The sequence below is a fragment of the Corynebacterium frankenforstense genome (assembly GCF_030211955.1).
GTDB lineage: Bacteria > Actinomycetota > Actinomycetes > Mycobacteriales > Mycobacteriaceae > Corynebacterium > Corynebacterium frankenforstense_A.
In genome coordinates this window covers 56,572-79,819 of sequence record NZ_JASODI010000004.1, presented here as the reverse complement: position 1 = coordinate 79,819, position 23,248 = coordinate 56,572, and the positions used below count along the sequence as shown (strand labels likewise).

The 23,248-nt window shown below is 71.0% G+C and carries 13 protein-coding genes and 1 pseudogene; 6 read left to right on the top strand and 8 right to left on the bottom strand.

The window, feature by feature from the left end:
- Window positions 1–56 precede the first annotated feature (56 nt).
- Window positions 57–1,041 (top strand): annotated as a pseudogene (locus QP119_RS03370) (IS481 family transposase).
- 30 nt (window positions 1,042–1,071) lie between these two features.
- Here QP119_RS03370 and QP119_RS03365 read toward each other — a convergent pair.
- From QP119_RS03365 to QP119_RS03345, 5 genes are all read right to left on the bottom strand, one after another.
- Complete coding sequence (locus QP119_RS03365; protein WP_284773669.1) at window positions 1,072–1,512, bottom strand: hypothetical protein; 441 nt, start codon at window positions 1,510–1,512, stop codon at window positions 1,072–1,074.
- Window positions 1,513–2,382: 870 nt separating this feature from the next.
- The gene (locus QP119_RS03360) at window positions 2,383–4,935 is read right to left on the bottom strand and encodes an excinuclease ABC subunit UvrA (protein WP_284773668.1); all 2,553 of its coding nucleotides are present in this window, start codon (window positions 4,933–4,935) and stop codon (window positions 2,383–2,385) included.
- A gap of 87 nt (window positions 4,936–5,022) precedes the next feature.
- On the bottom strand, window positions 5,023–6,846 hold the full coding sequence (locus QP119_RS03355) for a phosphoenolpyruvate carboxykinase (GTP) (protein WP_284773667.1): 1,824 nt from the start codon (window positions 6,844–6,846) through the stop codon (window positions 5,023–5,025).
- Window positions 6,847–6,972: 126 nt separating this feature from the next.
- On the bottom strand, window positions 6,973–7,326 hold the full coding sequence (locus QP119_RS03350; protein ID WP_284773666.1) for a hypothetical protein: 354 nt from the start codon (window positions 7,324–7,326) through the stop codon (window positions 6,973–6,975).
- Entirely contained in the window at window positions 7,323–8,627 is a 1,305-nt protein-coding gene (locus tag QP119_RS03345; RefSeq protein ID WP_284773665.1) for a hypothetical protein, read from the bottom strand. Before QP119_RS03345 ends, QP119_RS03350 begins: the two co-directional genes overlap by 4 nt.
- Before the next feature lie 157 nt (window positions 8,628–8,784).
- On the opposite strand from QP119_RS03345, the gene trmB reads away from it, so the two are divergent.
- From trmB to QP119_RS03320, 5 genes are read left to right on the top strand one after another with little or no spacing between them, the layout of a single operon-like run.
- On the top strand, window positions 8,785–9,612 hold the full coding sequence (gene trmB / locus QP119_RS03340) for a tRNA (guanosine(46)-N7)-methyltransferase TrmB (protein WP_284773664.1): 828 nt from the start codon (window positions 8,785–8,787) through the stop codon (window positions 9,610–9,612).
- Between the two features lie 8 nt (window positions 9,613–9,620).
- The gene (locus QP119_RS03335) at window positions 9,621–10,295 is read left to right on the top strand and encodes an NYN domain-containing protein (RefSeq protein ID WP_284773663.1); all 675 of its coding nucleotides are present in this window, start codon (window positions 9,621–9,623) and stop codon (window positions 10,293–10,295) included.
- Window positions 10,296–10,310: 15 nt separating this feature from the next.
- Window positions 10,311–12,677: an MMPL family transporter gene (locus QP119_RS03330; RefSeq protein ID WP_284773662.1), complete on the top strand. Its 2,367-nt coding sequence runs from the start codon at window positions 10,311–10,313 to the stop codon at window positions 12,675–12,677.
- Between the two features lie 3 nt (window positions 12,678–12,680).
- Window positions 12,681–13,697, top strand: coding sequence for a lysylphosphatidylglycerol synthase transmembrane domain-containing protein (locus QP119_RS03325; protein ID WP_284773661.1), 1,017 nt, complete (start codon window positions 12,681–12,683; stop codon window positions 13,695–13,697).
- A 46-nt stretch (window positions 13,698–13,743) separates the two neighbouring features.
- Entirely contained in the window at window positions 13,744–14,121 is a 378-nt protein-coding gene (locus tag QP119_RS03320) for a DUF3054 domain-containing protein (RefSeq protein ID WP_284773660.1), read from the top strand.
- Between the two features lie 328 nt (window positions 14,122–14,449).
- Here the strand turns inward: QP119_RS03320 and QP119_RS03315 are convergent, their stop codons facing one another.
- The 3 genes from QP119_RS03315 to QP119_RS03305 form a co-directional block, all read right to left on the bottom strand.
- Window positions 14,450–15,994: an acyl-CoA carboxylase subunit beta gene (locus QP119_RS03315; protein ID WP_284773727.1), complete on the bottom strand. Its 1,545-nt coding sequence runs from the start codon at window positions 15,992–15,994 to the stop codon at window positions 14,450–14,452.
- A 56-nt stretch (window positions 15,995–16,050) separates the two neighbouring features.
- Complete coding sequence (gene pks13 / locus QP119_RS03310) at window positions 16,051–21,057, bottom strand: polyketide synthase Pks13 (RefSeq protein ID WP_423777749.1); 5,007 nt, start codon at window positions 21,055–21,057, stop codon at window positions 16,051–16,053.
- A gap of 189 nt (window positions 21,058–21,246) precedes the next feature.
- Entirely contained in the window at window positions 21,247–23,100 is a 1,854-nt protein-coding gene (locus QP119_RS03305) for a FadD32-like long-chain-fatty-acid--AMP ligase (protein WP_284773658.1), read from the bottom strand.
- Between the last annotated feature and the right edge of the window lie 148 nt (window positions 23,101–23,248).

Below are 23,248 nucleotides of genomic sequence, written 5' to 3'. Positions count from 1 at the left end.
CTCCTGGTGTGGAATAGGAAGCGTCGAAACTACCACCACCAACAGGAGGCCCTCTGATGTGTCATGCTAACGCAGCACTGACCCCGAAAGCTCGTCTACGCGTCGCCCAACGCATCGTCGACGAAGGCCACCCGGTCTCCGAAGTCGCCGCCCGATTCCAGTGTTCCTGGGCCACCGCTAACCGGTGGGCGAAGCGCTACCGCGCCGGCGAACCGATGACAGACCGCTCCTCACGCCCGCACACCAGCCCGAAAAAGACTCCTGCCAAAGTCGCTGCCTGGGTGATCTCCCTGCGCAGACGAAAGCGCCTCGGCCCGCTGCAGCTGGCCGCGTTATGCGGTATCGCCGCCTCCACAGTCCATAAGAATCCTTGTCTCCTGTGGGCTGAACCGCTTGGCCTACACCGACCGGGCCACCGGCGAGCCGGTGCGCCGTTATGAGCACGACAACCCCGGTGACCTGCTGCATGTCGATGTCACCAAGTTCGGCGAGATCCCCGACGGCGGGTGGCGCTTCGTGGGCAGGTCGCAAGGCGACCGCAACCGCGCCCGGCAGATCAACGAGTCGAAGAAGACGCACGGCCAGGGCAAACGACGCTACTGCTACGTGCACACCGTCATTGACGATCACTCCCGGGTCGCTTACGCGGAGATCCACGACGACGAGAAGGCCGTCACGGCTGCCGGCGTGCTGCGCCGTGCCGTTGACTGGTTCGACGCCCGTGGGGTTGTCACCAGGCGGGTCTTGAGCGACAACGGGTCTGCCTACCGCTCGCGCTTGTGGGCTGTCACGTGTGCCCAGCTGGGGATTACACCGAAGCGGACCCGGCCGTACCGGCCGCAGACAAACGGGAAGATAGAGCGGTTTCACCCCACGATGGCAAATGGGTGGGCCTACGCAGAGTGCTACCTATCGGAAGAGGAGCGTCGGGGCAAGCTGGGGCGGTGGTTGCACGATTACAATCACCACCGACCCCATTCCGCATGTGGAGGCCTGCCGCCGGTGAGTCGGTTAACCAACCTCCCCGATCAGTACATCTAGGCAAAACAGACGAAGCGACGTCAGGCCGAGCTACGACCGCGCCAGCCTGATGTTGACATTCAACGCAGCTTCGACCATGTCCAGATCCTCGCCGGCGAGGATTTCCCGCGCGGAATCCGCCGCGTTCCACAGTATGCCGCTTGCGGCGATTCCGACGCCGAATTTGAGAAACAGGTAAGGTGCGTCGACTTCCATGGGGACGTACACCCACTGGCCCCCGGAACTGTCCCGGTACCACGTCGCCACCAGATAGGCGATTGCCTGAGCCCGCTCTTCAGCCGGCAGATCAGCATCCCGGAGCCGCTCTACGGACGCGCGCGGAAAGCCGGCTCCCCGCAGGTTTGAAACCGTCAACTCCGGATCGACCAGCGGTTCCGGACCCTCCTGGTACCGCCCGATGCACGCGCGGGCCCGCGCCTCTATTTCCTGCAGCCTGGCCGTATAGTCACCTATTCCATTATCAGGAACCACTTAAAACACCTCTAGTGAATATACCATAGGCCGTGATCACCCAATTCTGGGTGCCAGTTGCACCTAACATTGTCGGCCCATACCTTCAACTTTGGTTCAAGCCGATATTCGCCCAAAGTTCTTTCACAATTCCCTTTATCTTCAAATAAATACCTCTGTACCGCACCTGCGGGAACAGGGGTCGCAGCCAATCCGCAGAGAACAACCGCGGAAATTAGTTTGACCGTCAACTTACGCAAAATTTACCCACCTCAGAATCAGTTGTACGAGATGCATTCACCATCACTCTAGAAGTTAGATTAGCAGAGCTCGACGCGATCGATTCGCCCGACGCCGGGTGCAATATTATGCCTTGTCCCATCCATGACGACATGACACGCCGAATCTGGACCAAATGCCATTACCACCTTGACACGGACATCAAACCCGCAGTTATTATAGACTTGAATAAATCCCTTTTCGCCCACCGCATTTACACACGGTGGCGCGGGAGTTGCTTGCCTCGTGGCCCGCGTTGCCAGCGCCCGCCACGTAGTACTTTCGGGACTAACGCTCGCATCCTCAGCAGACACAGACAGCCAATCTTGGTCAGACACCCTGATAGACTCGCCCTGGTGAAGTAATTCAACGCGCTCTGCATCTTCAACTGGGGTCGCCGAAGCAACCGGCGCCAGGAAGTTTCCAGCGAGCAGTACAGCACTCGCAGCTAAGACCGTTACAGCTTTCCTCATATACCTTTCTCCTTGCCGTACGTTGGGTTGATCAACCCGTCGTCTCGGTCCATCTTGTACATAACACGGCTCCTCGCTCCACGCAGTGCGTAACCGGGACTGGGGATGGCGCCACACGAGAGGCCCGGCCGGAAAGCCGCTAGACCCCCAGGTGCTCGGCCAGGTAGCGCCCCGTCACCGAGCCGGTCTCGCCGTGGCGCGCGGCGAGCTGGCGCGGGGTGCCGCACGCCACGATGCGCCCGCCGGAGGCGCCGCCGCCCGGGCCCATGTCCACCAGGAAGTCCGCGTTGGCGATCATGTCCAGGTCGTGCTCGATGACCAGCACCGTCGCACCCTTCTCGAGCAGCCGGTCGAGCACCCCGATCAACACAGCGACGTCGTCCGGGTGCAGGCCCACCGTCGGCTCGTCGAAGATAAAGAGCGACCTCTTCTGTGATTTGCCCAGCTCGCCGGCGAGCTTGAGCCGCTGCGCCTCCCCGCCGGAAAGCCCGGGTGTGGCCTCGCCGAGGGTCAGGTACCCCAGCCCCACCTCGGCCAGCGCGTCGAGCCGGCGGGAGACCTTCGGCATGTCCGCCAGGTGCCCGCGCGCCTCATCGACGCTCATCGCCATCAGCTTCGGCAGGCTCACCGCCCCCTCACCGCGTGCCGACGCCCGCGTGAACTCGCCGGCGCGCGCCGCAAAGCGCCCCCCGGAACACTGCGGGCAGGCGATCTCCACGTCCGGCAGGAACTGCACGTCCAGGGTGATCCGGCCGGTGCCCTCGCAGCGCGGGCAGCGCAGCGAGCCGGTGTTGTAGGAGAAGTCGCCGGCCTTCAGCCCGGCCTGGCGAGCCTCGGGGAGCCGGGCGAAGGCGCGGCGGACCTCGTCGAACACCCCGGAGTAGGTCGCCACCGTCGAGCGCACGTTGACCCCGATCGGCGTGGCGTCGACGACGTTGACCCGCCCGATACCCTCGGCGGCAAGGCGGCGCACGTGCTCCGGCGGCGCGGAACCGTCCAACTGCGCCTCGAGCGCGGGCACCAGGCTGTCGAGCACCAGGGTGGACTTGCCCGAGCCGGAGACGCCGGTGACCACGCTCAGCCGCCCCCGCGGCACCGAAACCTCCAGCGGATGCACGGTGTGCACCGCGCCGGTGGCCAGCTCAATCGCGCCGCGGGCGAAGACGTCGTCGGCCGCCTCCCGCACGGCGACCCGGCGCGCACCGGTCAGGTACGCGCCGATGCGCGAGCCCGCGGCGTCGGCAAGCGAGAGGGGTGTACCGGCGGCGACGACCTCGCCCCCGGCCGCGCCGGCGCCGGGGCCGATCTCGATGACGTGGTCGGCCTCGCGCAGCACCTGCGGGTCGTGATCGACCATGACCACCGAGTTGCCCTCGGCGATGAGATCCCGGATCACGCCGACCAGCCCGCGCACGTTGTCCGGGTGCAGGCCGATCGAGGGCTCGTCGAGGACGTAGAGCACCCCGGTGGTCTCGTTGCGCACCGCGCGGGCCAGCTGCACGCGCTGGCGCTCGCCGGTCGACAGGCTGGCCGCCGCCCGATCGAGCGTCAGGTAGCCCAGGCCCAGGTCGAGCAGTCGGCGGGTCATGTGGGCGAAGGTCTCCGCGAGTGCCGCGGCCATCGGGCGCAGCGGCTCCGGGGCCTTTCCCGGCAGCGCGGCGACCCACGCGTCGACGTCCTCGAGGGTCATGGCGGTGGCCTCGGCGAGGTTCAGCCCCGCGACCAGCGGGGTGCGCGCCGCCTGCGAGAGCCGGGTGCCGGCGCAGTCCGGGCAGCGACGCTCGGTGAGGAAGCGGGAGACCCGCGCCAGGCGCTTCTCGCTGTCGGCGCGCTGGAGCTCATAGGTCACGGTCAGGCGGGCGTTGCGGAAGGTGAAGTCGAGGTCGTGCACGCCCTTCTTGGTGGTGACCACGATGTGCTTCTTCTCCTCGGGCCCGTCGAGCACGATCTCGCGCTCCCGGTCGCTCAGCTCCCGCCACGGCACGTCGGTGCGCACGCCGAACTCGCGGGCGATCTGCGGCTGGACGTTGAAGCCGAAGGTCTGCCAGGGAATGACCGTGCCGGCGTCGATGGAGGCGTCCGGGTCGCGGATGAGTGCCGCGTCGTCGACCTCGCGCACGGTGCCGGTGCCCTCGCAGGTCGGGCAGGCACCCGCCGAGTTGAAGGCCAGCTCCTCCGCCCCCGGCGCGTGCACCTGCGCCCCGCAGACCGGGCAGGCGATCTCCTCCTCGGCGGCCACCGCCAGCGTGGGCTTCAGCCGGTGGCCCTTCGGGCACACGTGCGCGCCCAGCCGGGAGAAGATCAGGCGCAGCACGTTGAGCAGCTCGGTGGCCGTGCCGAAGGTCGAGCGCACCCCGGGTACCCCGGGGCGCTGGCGCAGCGCGAGCGCGGCCGGCACGTGGCGCACCGAGTCGACCTCCGCGCAGGCCGCCTGGCCCATGCGCCGGCGGGTGTAGGTCGTGAGCGCCTCCAGGTAGCGCCGCGAGCCTTCCGCGTAGAGCACCCCCATCGCCAGCGAGGACTTCCCGGAGCCGGAGACCCCGGCGACGGCGACCCACTGATCCAGCGGCACGTCGACGTCGATGCCGCGCAGGTTGTGCACCCGCGCGCCGCGGACCTCGATGGCCCGGCCCGTGTTCTCCGGGCCCTTCCCCCGGCCCGCCCCGTCGTCCGTCGTGTCCGTTGCGCCCATGTCCCCCGGTCTACCCGAAAACCCGGCCACGCCGGTGCGAAACCGGTGCGGCCGGGCGGGGTCAGGCGCTACGGGTGGGTGCGCGGCCTACTTCTGGGCGGCCGAGATGCGCTCCTTGAGCTTGTCGAACTCGTCCCAGACCTCCTGCGGGACGTGCGTGCCCAGGAAGTTCAGGTACTCCTGGTTGTCCTCGAGGTCGGCCTCCCACTTCTCGGCCGGGGCGGTCAGGCAGGACTTGACCTCCTCGACGGTGGTGTCCAGGCCCTCGAGGTCGAGGTCCTCGGCGCGGGCGGTGTGGCCCACCACGGTCTCGTCGGCGCCGACGCGACCCTCGATGCGGTCGACGATCCACTTGAGCACGCGGGAGTTGTCGCCGAAGCCGGGCCAGATGATCTTGCCGTCGTCGTCCTTGCGGAACCAGTTGACCAGGAAGATCGCCGGCAGCCTGTCGCCGCCGCGCTTACCCATGTCGATCCAGTTCTGCAGGTACTCACCAGCGTTGTAGCCCATGAACGGCAGCATGGCCATCGGGTCGTGGCGCAGGGTGCCCACCGCACCCTCGGCGGCGGCGGTCTGGCCGGAGGACAGCAGCGCACCGATCATGGTGCCGTGCTGCCAGCTGTGGGCCTGGGTGACCAGCGGGACGGTGTCGGGGCGACGGCCGCCGAAGAGGATGGCGTCGATCTTGACGCCCTTCCAGTCGTCGTACTCCGGGGCGGCCGTCGGGCACTGCTTGATCGGCACGCAGTAGCGGGAGTTCGGGTGGGCGGCCTTCTCGCTGGAGTCCGGGGTCCAGTCGTTGCCCTTCCAGTCGATGAGGTGGTCGGGGGCCTCGCCCATGCCCTCCCACCAGACGTCGCCTTCGTCGGTGAGCGCGACGTTGGTGAACAGGGTGTTGCCCGGCTCCATGGTCTTCATGGCGATCGGGTTGGAGTTGTAGTCGGTGCCCGGGGCGACGCCGAAGAAGCCGTTCTCCGGGTTGACGGCGTAGAGGCCGTCCTCACGCAGGTGCAGCCAGGCGATGTCGTCGCCGACGACCTCGGCGCTCCAGCCCTCGATGGTCGGGGTGATCATGGCCAGGTTGGTCTTGCCGCAGGCCGACGGGAAGGCGCCGGTGACGTGGTAGACCTTGCCCTCCGGGCTGGTGAGCTTCAGGATGAGCATGTGCTCGGCCATCCAGCCTTCCTCCTTGGCCATCACGGAGGCGATACGCAGCGCGTAGCACTTCTTGGCCAGGATGGCGTTGCCGCCGTAGCCGGAGCCGTAGGACCAGATCTCCTTGGTCTCGGGGAACTGGGTGATGTACTTGGTGTCGTTGCACGGCCAGGCGACGTCCTCCTCGCCGGGCTCGAGCGGGGCGCCCACGGAGTGGTAGCAGGGGACGAACTCGCCGTCCTTGCCGATCTTGTCCAGGGCCTCAGAACCCATGCGGGTCATGATGGACATCGAGAGCACGACGTAGGCGGAGTCGGTCAGCTGGACGCCGAGCTTGGGCTCCGGGTCGCTGATCGGGCCCATGCAGAAGGGCACGACGTACATGGTGCGTCCGTGCATGGAGCCCTTGTACTTGTCGAGCATCTCCTCCTTCATCGCCTGCGGCGGGGCCCAGTTGTTGGTCGGGCCGGCCTGGTCCTCGGTCTCGGTGCAGATGAAGGTGCGAGACTCGACGCGGGCGACGTCGGACGGGTTCGAGCGGGCGAGGAAGCTGTTGGGGCGCTTCTCCTCGTTCAGCCGGATGAGGGTGCCGGCCTCGACGAGCTCGGTGGTCAGTCGATCCCATTCCTCACGGGAACCGTCGGCGAAGACGACCTTCTCCGGCTCGAAGAGCTCGACCGCGTCAGCGATCCATTCGAGCAGCTTCTCGTTCTCGGTGGGAGCCGGGCCGACCAGGCCCTTGATCTCAGTGGCCATACTTAAACTCCTGGTTCAGGGTCACGTCTTTTCGGATCTGCACGTACATACACAAGAGTAATGATCCGTGTGTGATCGCGCCGCCCGGCGGCCGCGGCCACGACAAATATCACTATTGGACGTCTGTCATGGCCCGGAAACCCAGAACCAACGGCGGTTTCGTACGGGACCCGAAACCGGCGGCGTACCACTTTCGGGGGTATCCGGTGGTCCCACTTCGTCGGACATGAGATTTCCGACGTCCTGCCACTCACCGTCGGCGGGCACCGCGCCGTCGGCGGGCCCGGCGACGAAGACGAAGGGCCGGCCCTGCACATCGACGACGGTGGCGTGGTCGGCCACGCCGTCTCCGTCGAGGTCGGAGACGACGGCGAGTGCGTCCTCCGCCCCGGGCAGCCCGGCGACCACCGAGCCGCCCGGCTCGCCGGCGGGCTCCGCCTCGCCCGGCCCACCGAGGAGGAACTCCCACCACTGCGTCACCTGGCACCTCCGCCCGTGACCCCGGTGCCGCGGCGGCGCAGCCAGCGCACCCCGGCGCCGGCTGGGCCGCCGGGCCCGGCGGGCACTCCTCCCCCGCCGCGGGCGCGGGTGCGCAGGTCCTCAACGGCGCGCACCAGCCCGGCCCGGCCGCGGCGGCGGTGGGACGTCAGCCCGCGTACGGCGCCGATGAGAAGCCCTGCGAGCACGGCGGCCAGCACGCCCGCGCCCACCCCGAGCGTGCGCCCGACGGCCAGGCCCGCCCCGAGAGCGGCGGGCAGGGCGACCAGCAGTGCCTCGCCGAGGGCCCCGCGCAGCTCGGCCTCGCGCCGCGCCGGGGCGCCTGGCCGCGCATCGGGAGTGACGCCGGCGAGGATGCGGTGACCGGACTCCGGGTCGCCGGCGGCCAGCGCGCGGGCGAGCTCCCGGTCGAACCCGGCCAGACGGCGCCGGGTGACCACCCCGGCCGCGGCTCGCCAGGCCCGCCCGTCGGGTGCGGGAGGAAGAGGAGCGGCCAGGCGGGCGGGAAGATCGGCCTCGGCGACGTGCTCGCCGCCGATCCCCGCCGGAAGCTGCGCGGTGGAGAAGACCGCGCGACCCTCTCCCGCCGCGGCAAGCCCCGCGTGGTCGGCCGGCGTCCACCCGCCGGGCGGGGCGACGGCGACGAGCACCGCGGCGTCGGGACCCGTGACCGTCACGCCCGCCTCCCGCAGGCGGGCGGCGACCCGGCGGCAGGCCTGCGCGTCGGGTCCGGCCACGGCGACCGCCGCGCCGGCGGGGAGGGAACCGGCGACGTCGGGGCCCGGGGCGTCGTCAATCTCTCCCAGAGACAGCGCGGCCAACTCGCGCAGCGGGGTGGCCAGGCGGGGCAGGCGGTGAGCCAGGGCCCGTAGCTCGCCGGCGAGGATGCGCGCCCGGGTGGCCAGCAGCGCGGCGGGGTCGACGCCGGCGGTGAGCGCGGCGCGGGCCTCGGCCGCGCAGTCGACCACGCAGAAGAGCTGCGGCCCGCAGGCCAGGCGCGCGGCGGGCCCGGGCGGCAGCGGACCTGGGTGGACGAGCACGACGGCGTCGACGCCCGCGCCGACGACGGGCCAGGCGGGGCGGGCGCAGCCGAACTCGGCGGCCACCGCGGCCAGTTCGTCCGGGTCGGCGGGGTCGGGCGCCGCGAGCGTCGTGAGCGCCGTGCGCGGCGGGCCGGTCAGCGCGTGGAGCACGTCGGTCAGCGCCGCGGCGGCCGGGCAGCCCAGCGGGCGGGCGGCCACCCAGTCGGCGACCGCCGCGAAGATCGGCGGCGTCTCGGCCACGGCGCTCCCCCTCCCCTCACACCCCGTGTGTTGCCCGCATCGTCCCCCGTGCCCGCCCGGCGCGCAACCGCTGCGGGCGCCGCCACCGACGTCACGCGACCGACTTCACGGGAGAGATGAATTGAAGTTCACGGGACCTACGGGAACAATGAGGCCAATGACCACCCCCGACACGACCGGCCGCGGCGTCGGCGAGCTGCCCGCCGGGCGGCCCCCGCAGACCGAGTTCCACGACGGTCTGGACTACCCGCGCCTGGGCACCGTCTCCTTCCGCCGCGGCACGCTGACCGACAACCAGCAGGCCCTCTGGCAGGAGCGCTTCCCCGAGCTGGGCACCGTGCTCACCGAGGACTCCGGTCCCATCGACTTCGACGCCTGGTTCGGCTGCACCGGCGCGCCGACCGTCCTCGAGATCGGTTCCGGCACCGGCACCTCGACTATCGCCATGGCGCTCAAGGAGCCGGGCACCAACGTCATCGCCGCCGAGCTCTACAAGCCCGGTCTGGCCAAGATGCTCGGCAACCTGACGCGTAACGGCGTGGAGAACATCCGCATGGTCCGCGGCGACGGCATCGAGGTGCTCGCCCGCATGATCCCGCCGGCGTCCCTTTCCGGCGTGCGCGTCTTCTTCCCGGACCCCTGGCCCAAGGCCCGCCACCACAAACGCCGCATCATCCAGTCCGGCCCGCTGCACCTGATCGCCACCCGGCTGAAGCCCGGCGGCGTGCTGCACGTGGCCACCGACCACGCCGACTACGCGGAGTGGATCTCCGAGCTCGTCGACGTCGAGCCGCTGCTGGAGTACAAGGGCTGGCCCTGGCCGGAGTGCCCGATCCTGACCGACCGGCAGGTCATCACCAAGTTCGAGGGCCGCGGCCACCGTCTCGAGCACGAGATCACCGAGTTCCTGTGGCGCCGCACGGACGCGCCCGCGGCGACCGACGCGGCGTCGGCAAGCGACCGCGAAGGCGGCGATGCGCGATAATGACGCACATGAACGCAGGCACCCACGAGCACGCCACCGTCCACCCCTACCGTGAGGGCGCCGAGCCCGGACCGGACGGGCTGCTGCTGGTCTGGGACGCGCCGAACCTCGACATGGGCCTCGGCGCGATCCTGGGCGGGCGGCCCACCTCGGTGCACCGGCCGCGCTTCGACGCCGTCGGCCGCTGGCTCGTCGCGCGTGCGGCGCGCCTCGGCGAGGAGACCGGCGGGCAGGTCCTGCCGGAGGCCACCGTGTTCACCAACGTCACCCCGGGCGCGGCGGAGAACGTCCGCCCCTGGGTCGAGGCGCTGCGCAACATCGGCTTCGCCGTCTTCGCCAAGCCGAAGACCACCGACGACTCCGACGTCGACCCCGACATGCTCGCCCACATTCGGCGCCGCCACGCCGAGGGCACGCTGCGCGGGCTCGTCGTCGCCTCCGCCGACGGGCAGAACTTCCGCGGGCTCATCGACGAGCTGACCGACGAGGGCCTGCCCGTCACCGTCCTCGGCTTCCACGAGCACGCCTCCTGGGCCGTGCACGCGGAGAACTTCGACTTCGTCGACCTCGAGGACATCGACGGCGTCTTCCGCGAGCCGCTGCCACGCGTCAACCTGGACAACCTGCCCGAGGGCGGCGCCTGGCTGCAGCCGTTCCGTCCGCTCACCGCTCTCACCGACTAGACCCGGGAGGACACCATGTTCCACACCTGGGGGCGTTTCGCCTACCGCCACCGTCGCCTCGTCCCGGTGGTCGTCGTCGCGCTCATCGCGCTGCTCTACCTGACCTTCGGCATGCGCCTGGACGACCGGCTCAGCCAGGAGGGCTGGGAGGACCCGGGCGCCGACTCGACCGTCGGCGCGCAGATCGAGCAGGAGACCTTCGGCCGCGACAACAGCGGCGACGTCATCCTGCTCTACTCGGCGGACCCGGGCGTGCTCTCCCGCGAGGACACCAGCTCCGAGATCGCGGGGCAGATCGAGCGGCTCAAGTCCGAGCACCCTGACCAGATCGAGTCGGTGACCAGCTACTTCGACGGCCACAACCGGCAGCTGATCGACGAGGACGGCACCGCCGCCTTCGCCGCGGTCTCGCTGCGCGGCGACGGCGAGCAGACGCTCAAGGACTTCCGCGCGGTCGAGGACGACCTGCGCGGCCAGGACCTGCCTGAGGGCGTCGAGCTGCAGGTCGCGGGTGCCACCGCCGTGGCCGACTCGCTGGACGAGGGCATGGCCGCCGACGTCCAGCGCGCCGAGCTGGTCGCCCTGCCGGTGGTGGGCATCCTGCTCATCCTCGTCTTCGGCTCCGTGGTCGCCGCCGCGATGCCGCTGATCGTCGGCGTGCTCTCCATCCTCGGCTCGCTCGGCGTGCTCTCCGCGCTCGCCGGGGTCGCCCAGGTCAACGTCTTCGCCCAGTCCGTGGTCACCCTGCTGGGCCTGGGACTCGCCATCGACTACGGGCTGTTCATGGTCTCCCGCTTCCGCGAGGAGCTGGACAAGGGCCGGCCGGTGCCGCAGGCGGTGGCCACCACCACCGCCACCGCCGGGCAGACCGTGGTCTTCTCCGCGGGCATGGTCGCCGTGGCCCTGTCCGGCCTGATGGTCTTCCCGCAGGCGTTCCTGAAGTCCGTGGCCTACGGCGCGATCTCCGCGGTCGGCCTGGCCGCCCTGCTCTCGGTGACCGTGCTGCCGGCGATCTTCGGCATGATCGGCACCAACATCGACCGCTGGTCGGTGCGGCGCACCGCGCGCACGGCCCGCCGCCTCGAGGACACGATCTGGTGGCGCCTGCCCGCCTGGGCGATGCGCCACGCCAAGGCCGTCACCGTCGGCGTCGCGGGCGTGCTCGTCGCGCTGGCGATCCCGGTCGTGGGCATCACCTTCGGCGGCATCAACGAGACCTACCTGCCGCCGGACAACGACACGCGCACCGCGCAGGCCGCCTTCGACGAGGAGTTCCCGCAGTTCCGCACCGAGCCGGTCAAGCTCGTGGTCACCGGCGCGGACAACCGGCAGCTCGCCGAGGTCTACCGCCAGGCGGCGGCCGTGCCGAACCTGACCGGGCGCTTCTCCGCCTCGCCGACCGAGGACGGCACCACCGTGCTCTCCGCCGGCGTGACCGACCGCGCCCACAACGAGCAGGTGGTCGACGACCTGCGCGCCATCGAGGCGCCCGAGGGCGTGGACGTCTACGTCGCCGGCACCCCGGCGATGGAGATCGAGTCCATCGAGGCGCTCTTCGACAAACTGCCCTGGATGGCGCTCTACATCGTCGCGGCGACCTTCCTGCTCATGGCGCTGGTCTTCGGCTCGCTGATCCTGCCGGCGAAGGCCGTGATCATGACTCTGCTGGGCCTGGGCGCGACCCTCGGCGTGCTGACGCTGATGTTCGTTGACGGCCTCGGCGGCGGGCTGTTCAACTTCACCCCGGGCCCGCTGATGAGCCCGGTACTGGTGCTGATCATCGCCATCGTCTACGGCCTGTCCACCGACTACGAGGTCTTCCTCGTCTCCCGCATGGTCGAGGCCAGACACCGCGGCGAGACGACCGACACCTCGATCAAGTTCGGCACCGCCCACACCGGCTCCATCATCACCGCCGCCGCGCTGATCATGATTGTCGTCGCCGGCGCCTTCGGCTTCTCCGAGATCGTGATGATGAAGTACATCGCCTTCGGCATGATCGCCGCGCTGCTGCTCGACGCCACCGTCATCCGCATGATGCTCGTGCCCGCCGTGATGCACCTGCTGCGCGAGGACAACTGGTGGGCGCCCGGGTGGGTGCGCGCCGTCTACCGCCGCATGGGCCACGGCGAGGCCGTCGCCTCCGAGCGCGCCGTCGCGCGTGAGACTGACGTGGCGCGTGACAGTGACGGTGAGATTGACGACGCCGCGGTGCTTGACGACGCCGCGCCCGTCGCCGCCGGCGGTGAGCTCGCCGTCTCCGCTGCCGTGCCGCGCGACTCCCACGAGGCCGCCCGCGGCGGGCGCACGACCGACCAGGACTCGAGCCTGGTGCCCTTCGACGAGCTGATGCGCCGCCTCGGCAAAGAGGACCGGGACTAGGGCGTGACCTCGGAGCGCAATCCGCTGCGGCTGTGGCGCAACCCGTGGGTGCGCGTGGGCGTCGTCGCGGTGCTGCTGGCCGCCCTGGCGTGGGTGCTGCACGAGAACACCGACGTGATCGACAAGGGCGTGCACCACGTGCGCGAGGCCGACGGTCGCTGGATCGCCCTCGGCGTGCTCGCCCTGGCCGGCGCCATGTTCGCGCAGGCGGAGATGATGGTCGTCCTGCTGCGCGGCGCCGGGGTGCGCGTGGGCCGGTGGGCGGCGAACATGCTGGGCCTGGCGGCCAACGCGTGGTCGGCCTCCCTGCCGGGCGGGCCGGCCGTCTCGGCGACGATGATCTTCCTGCGTCAGAAGGCCTGGGGTGCCGGTTCCGTGGTCGCCGCCTGGTACCTGGTCATCTCCGGGGTGCTCGCCGGTGCGGGCATGGCCGTGCTCGGCCTGTGCGCGGTGCTCTTCCTCGACGCCTCGATCAACCCGCTGACGCTGATCAGCTCGATTCTGGTGCTCGTGGCGCTGGTCGCCGCCTTCCGGTGGCTCGGCCGCAACCCGCAGACCGTGCAGCGCTGGGTCGAGGCGGTGCTGCGCCGCTTCAACCGGCTCACCCGCGCGCCCGAGGACCGCTGGGTGGACAAGTTCCGCGAGCTCGTCGACGAGCTCGGTGCGGTCGACGTGCCGCCGCGCACGCTGGGGCTGGCGCTGTTCTGGGCGATCGCGAACTGGTGCCTCGAGATCGCCTGCCTCTACGCCTGCCTGATCTCGGTGGGCGTCGAGCCGACGCTCTCCGGCACGGTGCTGGCCTTCCTGTTGGCCAAGCTCGTCGGCCAGGCGCAGATCACCCCGGGCGGGCTGGGGCCGGTCGACGTGGCGATGGTCTCGCTGCTCGTCCCGCTGGCCCAGATCCCCTCGGCCGCGGCGGTCGGCGGTGTCTTCGTCTTCCGCGCGGTCAGCTTCGTCGGCCTGGCCGCCGTGGGCTGGCTCGTCTTCTTCGTCCAGTGGCTGCTGGGCCGCCGCGACTGAGCTCCCGGACTTCCCGCGCGCGCCGCGGTGGGCCACAATGGAAGGCATGCAGAAGAAGCTGAACCTCCCCGCCATGGCCGGGGACATCGTCGCGATCGGGGTCTTCGCGCTCCTGGCGCGCATCGCCCACCAGTCAGAGGACATGCCGCTGAACTTCGCCGGCTGGCTGTCCACCCTGTGGCCCTTCGCCCTCGGCGTCGTGCTCGGCTGGGGCGTGGCCGCCCTGACCGGCCGCGACGGCCGGCGCGTGCGCTCCGGCGGCCTGATGGTCTGGCTGATCACCGTGGTGTGCGGCCTGACCATCTGGGGTGTGAAGCACGGCGCGGTGCCGCACTGGTCCTTCATGATCGTCGCGGGCACCATGTCCGCGCTGCTCATGCTCGGCTGGCGCGGGGTCGCCTCCGTGGTCGAGTCGCGCCGCTAGGCACGGAAAAACCCGGCCCGCGCGGGGGCGCGGACCGGGTCATCGGGGGTTCAAGCTCAGCTGACCAGGTGGATGAGCTGGTTGAAGATCATGACGACGTAGTTGACGAGATCGCCGACGATGTCGATGGCGCTGCTGATCACGGGGAGCCTCCTCGGGTAAACGGGGTGTTGCTTGGTTGGCGGGACCGGGCCGGGCTCTCGCGAGCCCCGCCCTCCGGAGCGGCGCGGACCCGCGCCACAGATGGTCAATCGTATCCGTTACGTGCGGCGTTACCCAAGCGGCGCGGCGGGCGGCCGCCGGGGTGACCGCCTGGGCCGCCGGACGGTCACAGCGGCGAGATCGTGTGCTTCTTCGGCAGGTCGCGGGTGTCCTTGTCCGCGAGCTGGCGCAGCGCCCGGCGCAGGGCGATGCGGGTCTCGTGCGGCTGGATCATCGCGTCGAGGAAGCCGCGCTCGGCGGCGACGTAGGGGCTGGTCATGTTCTGGTCGTAGAAGTCCATGAACATCTTCTTCATCGCCTCGCGCTGCTCCGGCGGGGCCGCGGCGATGCGCTTGCCCTGGATCATCACGGCGGCGGCCGCCGAGCCCATCACGGCGATCTGCGCGGTCGGCCAGGCCAGGTTGATGTCGCCGGTGAGGTTCTTCGAGCCCATCACCGCGTACGCGCCGCCGTAGGCCTTGCGCACGATCAGCGCGACCTTGGGCACGGTCGCCTCGACGACGGCGAAGGCGAGCTTCGCGCCGCGGTGGATCAGGCCGGCTTCCTCCTGGGCCACGCCCGGCAGGTAGCCGGGGGTGTCCACGACGAAGATCAGCGGGATGTTGTAGGCGTCGCAGATGCGGATGAAGCGCGCGCCCTTGTCCGCGGCGTCGGCGTCGATGCAGCCGGCGTACTGCAGCGGCTGGTTGGCAACGAAGCCGACGGTGCGGCCGTCGACGCGCCCCAGCGCGCAGATCAGGTTCTGGGCGTAGCCCTCCTGGATCTCGATCAGCTCGTCGTCGTCGCCGAGCTGGGCGAGCAGCTCCATCATGTCGTAGCCGGCGTTCGTGTCGTCCGGCATGAACGAGTCGAGCTCCACGGCGTCGGCGATCTCCTCGTCGGAGGACGCCGGCAGCACGGGCGGGTCGTCGAAGCAGGTCGAGGGCAGGTGCGCGAGCAGGTCGCGGACCATCTCGAGGGCGTCCTCCTCGCTCTCGGCGACGAGCGAGACGTTGCCGTTCTGCTCCTGGCGCCGCGCGCCGCCGAGCTCGGCCGAGGAGATCGACTCGCCGGTGACCTCCTTGATGACGGCCGGGCCGGTGACGTACATCTCGGTCTCGCCGTCGACGGCGATGACGAAGTCGGTGGTCACCGGGGCGTAGACGGCGCCGCCGGCGCACTTGCCCAGCATCACGGAGATCTGCGGGCTGCGCCCGGACAGCGGCAGCTGACGCCGCGCGATCTCCGAGTACATCGCCAGCGAGGTCACCGCGTCCTGGATGCGCGCGCCGCCGGAGTCCTGGATGCCGATGACCGGGCAGCCGATCTTGATGGCCATGTCCATGACCTCGACGACCTTGCGGCCGAAGGTCACACCCACCGAGCCGCCGTAGACGGTCTTGTCGTGGGCGTAGACGACCACGGGGCGCCCGTCGACGCGGGCGAAGCCGGTGACCACGCCGTCGGAGTAGTAGGCGTCCGCCACGCCCGGGGTCTTGGCCAGGGCACCGATCTCGGTGAAGGAGCCCTCGTCGACGAGCGCGGCGATGCGCTGGCGCGGGGTGGTGCGCCCGGCGTCGTCACGCTTCTTGCGGGAACGCTCGCTGCCCGGGTCCTGCGCCCGGGCCAGGCGGGCCTCCAGGTCGGCGATCTTGCCGGCCGTGGTGCTCAGGTCGGGTTCCGGGGCCTCGGCGGCCCCCGCCTTCGCGGTGGACTCTGCGGACTCTGTCACGCGCGATCACTCGATTCCGTCGTGTCGTTGTCGTTCTTCGCGGCGGCCGCGGCGGCCTTCGCGGCCTCCGCCTCCGTCGGCAGGTTCGGGGCCGCGCCCTGCTCGACGCGGCGCACGCGCCCGGTCAGGTCGGCACCCACGGTGGCGATCTCCGGCTCGTCGACCACGCCGAGGTGGTCGCCGTGCAGCTGGACGATCGCGAGGTCGTCGACGATGGCGGCCCAGCCGCCGTCCGGGTTGATGCGGGCGTAGGCCGGCTCGAGCTCGATGGCGCCGTCGTGCATGCGCTCGGCGCGGTAGAGCACCACGGGCACCGTGACGTCCGCCCACACGCTCAGGTCGAGGCGGTCGAGGATGCGGTTGTCCGCGAAGCTGGCGCGCTGGTGCTCGAGCACACCGGCGGCCAGGCTGTGCTCGGCCGGGTCGGCCTGGGCGAGGTACTGGCCGAGCATGCCCAACACGGCGTCCTCGCCGGCGGTCTCGAGCAGCTCGGTGGGCACCGGGAAGTCCAGGCCGTAGGTCTTCTTGGCGAAGGCGGCGTAGCGGCCCCAGCGGGCCTTGGTCTCCTCGAGGGTGTCCGGGGCCGGCTCGGCGGGCTGCACGGTGTCGAGCAGCGCAATGAGCGCGACCTCGACGTCGGAGTCCTTGAGCTGGTGGGCGACCTCGTAGGCCAGCGCCCCGCCGAAGGACCAGCCGCCGAGGACGATCGGGCGGCCGTCGGCGATGCGGCGGATGTCGTCGAGGTAGGCCGTCGCGCGCTCGGCGAGCGGGCCCTCGAGGCGCTCGATGCCGTAGACGGGCACGTCCTCGGGCAGGCGGCGGGTCAGCGGCTGGTAGACCGCCGAGTTGCCGCCGGCCGGGTGGAACATGACCACCGCGGGTGCCTCGGAGCCCTCAGGGCGCTCGCGCAGCACGCGGACGTTGCCGTCGACCGGGCTCTCCAGCCCGGCGCGCACGAGGTCGGCCAACCCGGCCACGCTCTCGGCGGCGGTGACGTCCGCCGCCGAGACCTCGATGCCGGAGCGCTCGGTGAGTCGCTCGGCGATCTTGGCCGCGGTGTCCGCGTCGATCGCGGGCAGCGGGTGGGTCACGCCGGCAACGGCGGCGCCGGTCATGCCGGCCCAGGTGCCGAAGGCCATGCGCTCGGCAGCGTCGCGCGGGGCGACGGCGGCGATCGCCTCGGCCTTGGTGCCGGCCCCGGCGGTGTCCGCGTCGGCGGCCGCGGCGTCGGCGGTCTCCTCGGCGTCAGAGCCCTCGGAGTCCTGCGATTCAGCGTCGGCGTCGGACGCAGCTGCCTCCGGTTCGGCGGCGTTCCCGTCCTCAGGCGCAGCGGCGCCAGCCGCTGTGCCCTGCGCGACGAGGTCCTCGACCATCGTGATCACGTCGGCGACGGAGGCGTCGCGCAGCGCCTGGACCTGCAGCGGCGGGATCTGGAAGTCGTTCTCCACGCGATTCTTGATGCGCATGCCCATCAGGGAGTCGAGGCCGAGGTCGATCAGCGGCAGCTCGACGGGCAGGTCGTCGACGTCGTAGCCCATCGACTCGGAGACGATGGCGCGCAGGCGCTGCTCGACGGTCTCGCCGCTCTCGGGGTCCCAGCGCGCGGCCGCCGGTGCCGCGGTCGGGTCCACGACGGGCTCGTCGGCGGCCGGGGCGGCGACGGGTGCGACGCCCAGGTTGGACTGCGCGACGTCGGAAATCCCGCCCAGCCCGGCAGCCAGGGCGAAGCCCTCCGCCACACGGTGCGTGACACCCGCCTCGGAGACGGCGTGCACCTCGACGTTGAGCCCGCCGAGCGATCGGGTGACCACGGTGGTCACCTCGCCGGCCGCGGGCAGGGAGCCGGGCTCCTCGCTGGCGACCAGGCGCGCCTCGGGGTCGACGGCGGCAGCCGCGGACTCCAGCAGCGCGACGGTGCTGGGCACCTCGGCGGCGTCGGCGGCGAAGGCCACCGTGCCACCGGGCAGGGTCACGCGGTTGCCGGGCAGTCCGGCGCGCGAGCCGGCCGAGGGGCGCGCGGCCGTCCAGAAGTGCTGCGGCTTGAAGGGGGTGCCCGGTGCCGCGGCGATCTCGCCGGAGCCGTGCAGGCCCAGCAGGTCGACCGGGGCGCCGGCGACGTACATCTCGGCGAGCAGGTCGCGCATCGAATGGGCGGTGGGCACCTTGCGCTTGAGCGCGAAGAGCAGCTTGGCGTCGCCGCGGCCCACGGAGAAGGCCGTCTTCATCAGGCCCATGATCGCCACCGGGTTCGGGGCGATCTCCACCATGGTGGAGTGGCCGCGCTCGAAGGCGAGGCGGGTGGCGTCCTCGAACCAGACGGAGTGGCGGGTGCAGCGCAGGAAGTACTCGGCGTCGTGCGGGGCCTCGCCGGGCTCGTAGACGCGGCCGCGGTCCACCGAGGAGAACAGCGGCACGGTGATCGGGCGGCCGGTGACGCCCAGGATCTCGGCCTCGAGCTCGCCCATGATCGGCTCGAGCATGCTGGTGTGGCCCGCACCCTTGACCTTCAGCGCGCGGGCGAACTTGCCCTCCTCCTCGAGGACGGCGACCAGGTCGAGCACGGCCTGGCGCGGCCCGCCGACGGTGAGCATGCCCGGGGCGGTGTAGACGGCCGGCTCCACGCCGGCGAGGCGCTCGTCGGCGGCCTGGCGCTCCTCAAGCTGCTCGGCGGACAGCTCCACGACGGCCATCGCGCCCAGCTGGTCCTCGCTGAGCGTGCGCTCGCCCTCGCCCATCAGGCGGGCGCGGTGGCAGGCCATGAGCATCGCGTCGTGGGCGTCGACGCCGCCGCAGGCGTAAGCCGCGGCGAACTCGCCCATCGACATGCCCATCACGGCGGCCGGGCGCACGCCGAGCTCGACGAGCAGGTCGGTCAGCGCGATCTGGATGGCGGTGATGGTCACCTGGGCGGTCTCGAGGTCGTAGGTCCGCCCGTCGTCCTCGATGATCTCGCACATGGACCAGCCGGACTCGAAGCGCACGGTCTCGTCGAGCTCGTCGATGCGGTCGGCGAACAGCGGCGAGAGGGCGCACAGTTCCTTGGCCATCTTGCGGTGCTGGGAACCGAAGCCGGAATAGACGAAGACGGGGCCGGTGCTCGCCGGGGCGTCGGCGGCGCGGATGCCCACGGAGACCACGCCGTCGGCGACCTTGCGCAGGCGGTTGACGGCGGTCTCGACGTCATCGGCGGCCACGATCGCGCGCGAGCGGCCGTGGTTGTGGCCGGCCAGGGCGCGCTCGAGGGCGACCAGGTCGGTGCCCGGGTTCGCCTCGAGGTGGTCGGCCAGGGCGGCCGCGGCGGCCTTGCGGCGCGAGGGCACCAGGCCGGAGACCGGCAGCAGGACGGTGGGGTCCTCCGGGTCCGCCAACTGGGCGGTGTGCCCGCCGGCCTGAAGGCTCGGGTAGTCGGCCGGGTCCCACTCGGCGACGACGACGTGGGCGTTGGTGCCGCCGAAGCCGAAGCCGGAGACGCCGGCGAGCATGTGCCCGGAGTAGGCGGGCCACTCGCGCGGGTCCTCGACGACCTCGAGGTGCTCGGCGTCGAAGTCGATGAAGTGGTTCGGCGCGGAGAAGTTCAGCGAGGGTGGCAGGGTGCGGTTCTGCATGGCCAGCACGACCTTGATCAGCCCGGCCGAGCCCGCGGCGGACTCGGTGTGGCCGAAGTTGGTCTTCGCCGAGCCGAGCAGCAGCGGGTCGAAGGGCTCACGGCCGGCGCCGAGGACCGCACCCAGGGCGGTGGCCTCGATCGGGTCTCCGAGGATGGTGCCGGTGCCGTGGGCCTCGACGTAGTCGACGGTGGCCGGGTCCACCCCGGCGTCGGCGTAGGCGCGGCGCAGCACGTCGACCTGCGCGTCCGGGTTCGGGGCGGTCAGCCCGTTGGAGTGGCCGTCGGAGTTGACGGCCGAGCCCTTGATCACGGCGAGGATCTCGTCGCCGTCGGCCACGGCGTCGGCCACGCGCTTGAGCACGAGCACGCCGGCGCCGTCGCCGCGCACGAAGCCGTCGGCGTCGTCGGAGAAGGCGTGGATGCCGCCGGTCGGGCTGATCACGCCGAGCTCGGCGAAGGCGGTGGACACGAACGGGGCGGCCATGATGTTCACGCCGCCGCCCAGTGCCACGTCGGCCTCGCCGGAGCGCAGCGCCTTGACGGCGTCGTGCACGGCGACCAGGGAGGACGAGCAGGCGGTGTCGACGCTGACCGAGGGCCCGCGGAAGTCGAAGGCGTAGGAGACGCGGTTCGGGATCACGGAGCTGGAGGTGCCCGTGAGCGCGTAGGGGTGGGCCTCGGCCGGGTCGGCGGTGATGAGCATGCCGTAGTCGTTGTTCGACGAGCCGTAGAAGACGCCGACGGGCTTGCCGCGCAGCTCGTTGGCCGGCAGGTGGGCGTCCTCGAGGGCGCGCCACGTCAGCTCGAGCATGATGCGCTGCTGCGGGTCCATGTTCGTCGCCTCGAGCGGGGAGAGGCCGAAGAACTCGGCGTCGAAGGACGCGATGTCGTCGAAGTAGCCGCCGGCCATGTTCAGCTCGGCGAGCTTGCGGCTGACGGTCTCGTCGCCGGCGTACTCCGACCAGCGCCCGGCGGGCGGCTCGGTGGAGGTGCCGGAGCGCCCGGAGACCAGCAGGTCCCACATCTCGTCTGTGTCGTTGGCGCCCGGGAATCGGGCGGCCATGCCGACGACGGCGATGTCGTGGTGCTCCGGAAGGGAGCTTGCCGACGCCGTGGTGCCCGGCGCGGGCGCGCCCGGCACCGTGGGGCGCGGGGCGGCGGAGCCGCCGTTGACGACGTGGCGGGTCAGGGCCGCGATGGTGGGGAACTCGTAGGCGACGGTCGCGTCCAGCCGGGTGCCGGTGAGTTTCTCCAGCTGTCCGGACAGGACGACGACGTCTCGGGAGGACAGCCCGAGGTTCTCCAGGGGCTTGTCGTCGCCGATCTCCTCGGGTGCCAGGCCGGTCTGATCGGCGACCCAGCCGCGCAGCCAGTCCTGCATCTCCTCGACCGTCATTGCGGCTCCGCCTCGGGCGTCATCCATTGAGCGGGTGTCCTCCGTGTCCGTCGTGTGTTGCGGGGTGGCCCGTGGGCCACGTCCTGATGTTGATGGTACTAACCCCCGTTATCGCGCGGGCGCCCGGCGGCCGTGACATTTTGGAGGTCACGGGGCCGGGCGCCGGTGCGGTCGCGGTGGGGAATCTGCTCAGCCGCGCTCCGCGAGATAGCGCTTGGCCGCCACGCGGCGGGCGATCTTGGCCGAGGAGCTGCGGGCGATGGTGCCCGGGTCCTGGACGCGCACCTCGGTGGGGGCCACGCCGTGGGTGTGGCTGACCGCGGCGCGGATGGCGTCGACGGCGGCGGCGTCACCGGCCGGGTCGGCGTCGTCGGCGCGCTCGGCGAGCACGATGAGCTCCTCGACGTCGTCGCCGGGCACCGAGAAGGCCGCCACGGCGTCGGAGTTGACCTGGTCGGTGGCCGCGCCGACGGTGTACTCGATGTCCTGCGGGTAGTGGTTGCGGCCGGCGACGACGATGAGGTCCTTCAGGCGGCCGGTGATGTAGACCTCGCCGTCGACGATGGCGCCGAGGTCGCCGGTGGCCATCCAGCCCTCGTCGGGGGCGTCGGCGGCGTGGCCGCCCTCGTCGATGCGGCCGGCCAGGGTGTTGTTGAAGGTCGCGGCGGTGTCCTCGGGGCGGTCGAGGTAACCGGCGGCGGCGTTCTCGCCGTGGGTCCACAGCTCGCCGATGGTGCCGTCGACGACCTCGGTGCGCGTCTCCGGGTCCACGATGACCAGGCGCTGCGGCTCGACGACCTGGCCGTTGGAGATGAAGGTCACACCGTTCTCCGCGTCACGGTCGACGAACTCGACGCGGCCCTCGCCCAGGGCGTCGCGGTCGAAGCGGGAGATCACGGGGCGCTCCGGGTTCTGCGGGGTGGTCACCAGCAGCGAGGCCTCGGCCAGGCCGTAGGAGGGACGCAGCACGCTGCGCTCCAGGCCGTAGGGGGTGAAGGCCTCGATGAAGGACTCGATGGAGCGCTCGGTGACCGGCTCGGAGCCGACGATGATGCCGTCGAGCGCGCTCAGATCGAGCGACTCGCCCTCGGCGGGCATGCCGTAGCGCACGGCCAGCTCCAGGGCGAAGTTCGGGACCACGGTGTAGACGTTGACGTCGCCGTCCTCGCCCTCGGTGCGGTCGAGCTGGCGGATCCAGCGGGCGGGGCGCTGGATGAAGTCGCGCGGGGCCATGATCTCGTTCTGCAGACCGAGGATGGTCACGAACGCGGCCAGGATGATGCCCATGTCGTGGTGCAGCGGGATCCAGGCGACCAGGCGCAGCGGGGTCTTCAGCTGGGCGGCGCGGAAGATCTGCAGCACGTTGGTCAAGATCGAGCGGTTGGTCAGCTGCACGCCGGCCGGGGTGCGCGTCGAGCCGGAGGTGTACTGCAGGAAGGCGGGCAGGTCGACCGGGGCGGCCGGCGGCTCGATGCCCGCCGCGGCGACGAGCTCAGCGGGGTTCTTCCAGGCCTCGGCGAGCGAGTCCGGCAGGGCGTCGACGGCGATGATGCGCGGGCGCTCGGGGCCGGGGCGGTCGGCGAAGTAGGCGCGCACGGCGCGCGCGGAGGCCGAGTTGGTCAGCACGACCGAGGGCTTCGAGTCGTCGAAGACGGCGCGCAGGTGCTCGGCGTGGCCCGGCTCGTTGGGGTCGTAGAGCGGCACGGGGATCAGGCCCGCGTAGAGGGCGCCCATGAAGGAGAAGATGTACTCCGGGGAGTTGCCGGCCAGGATGGCCACGCGTTCGCCGGGGCGGCCGACCTGCTGGAGGCGCCCGGCCACGGCCTTGATGCGGGTGTTGACGTGGGTGCGGGTGTATTCGGTGGCGGTGCCCTCGAGGCTCTCGGAGAAGTCCCAGGCGCGCAGGACCACGCGGTCCCCTCCCCCGGCCGCGACGTCGGCCTGGTAGAGCAGCTCGCCGAGCCCGGCCAGCGTCAGCTGGGGGACGAGGGTGATCTCGCCCTTCTCGTTGAAGAACCGGCCCATGGCCGCGGTCAGATCCATCGCTTCTCCTTTTGGGCGCGTCGCCGAGCCCCTCGGTCGTTGTCGGGGTCCACGGGGCACATCGTGCCCCTCGGCCGATTTATTACTTTGACGAAGAAAATAGCATGAGGCCCACCACCGCGTCCGGGAACCGGGACACCCGGCACGT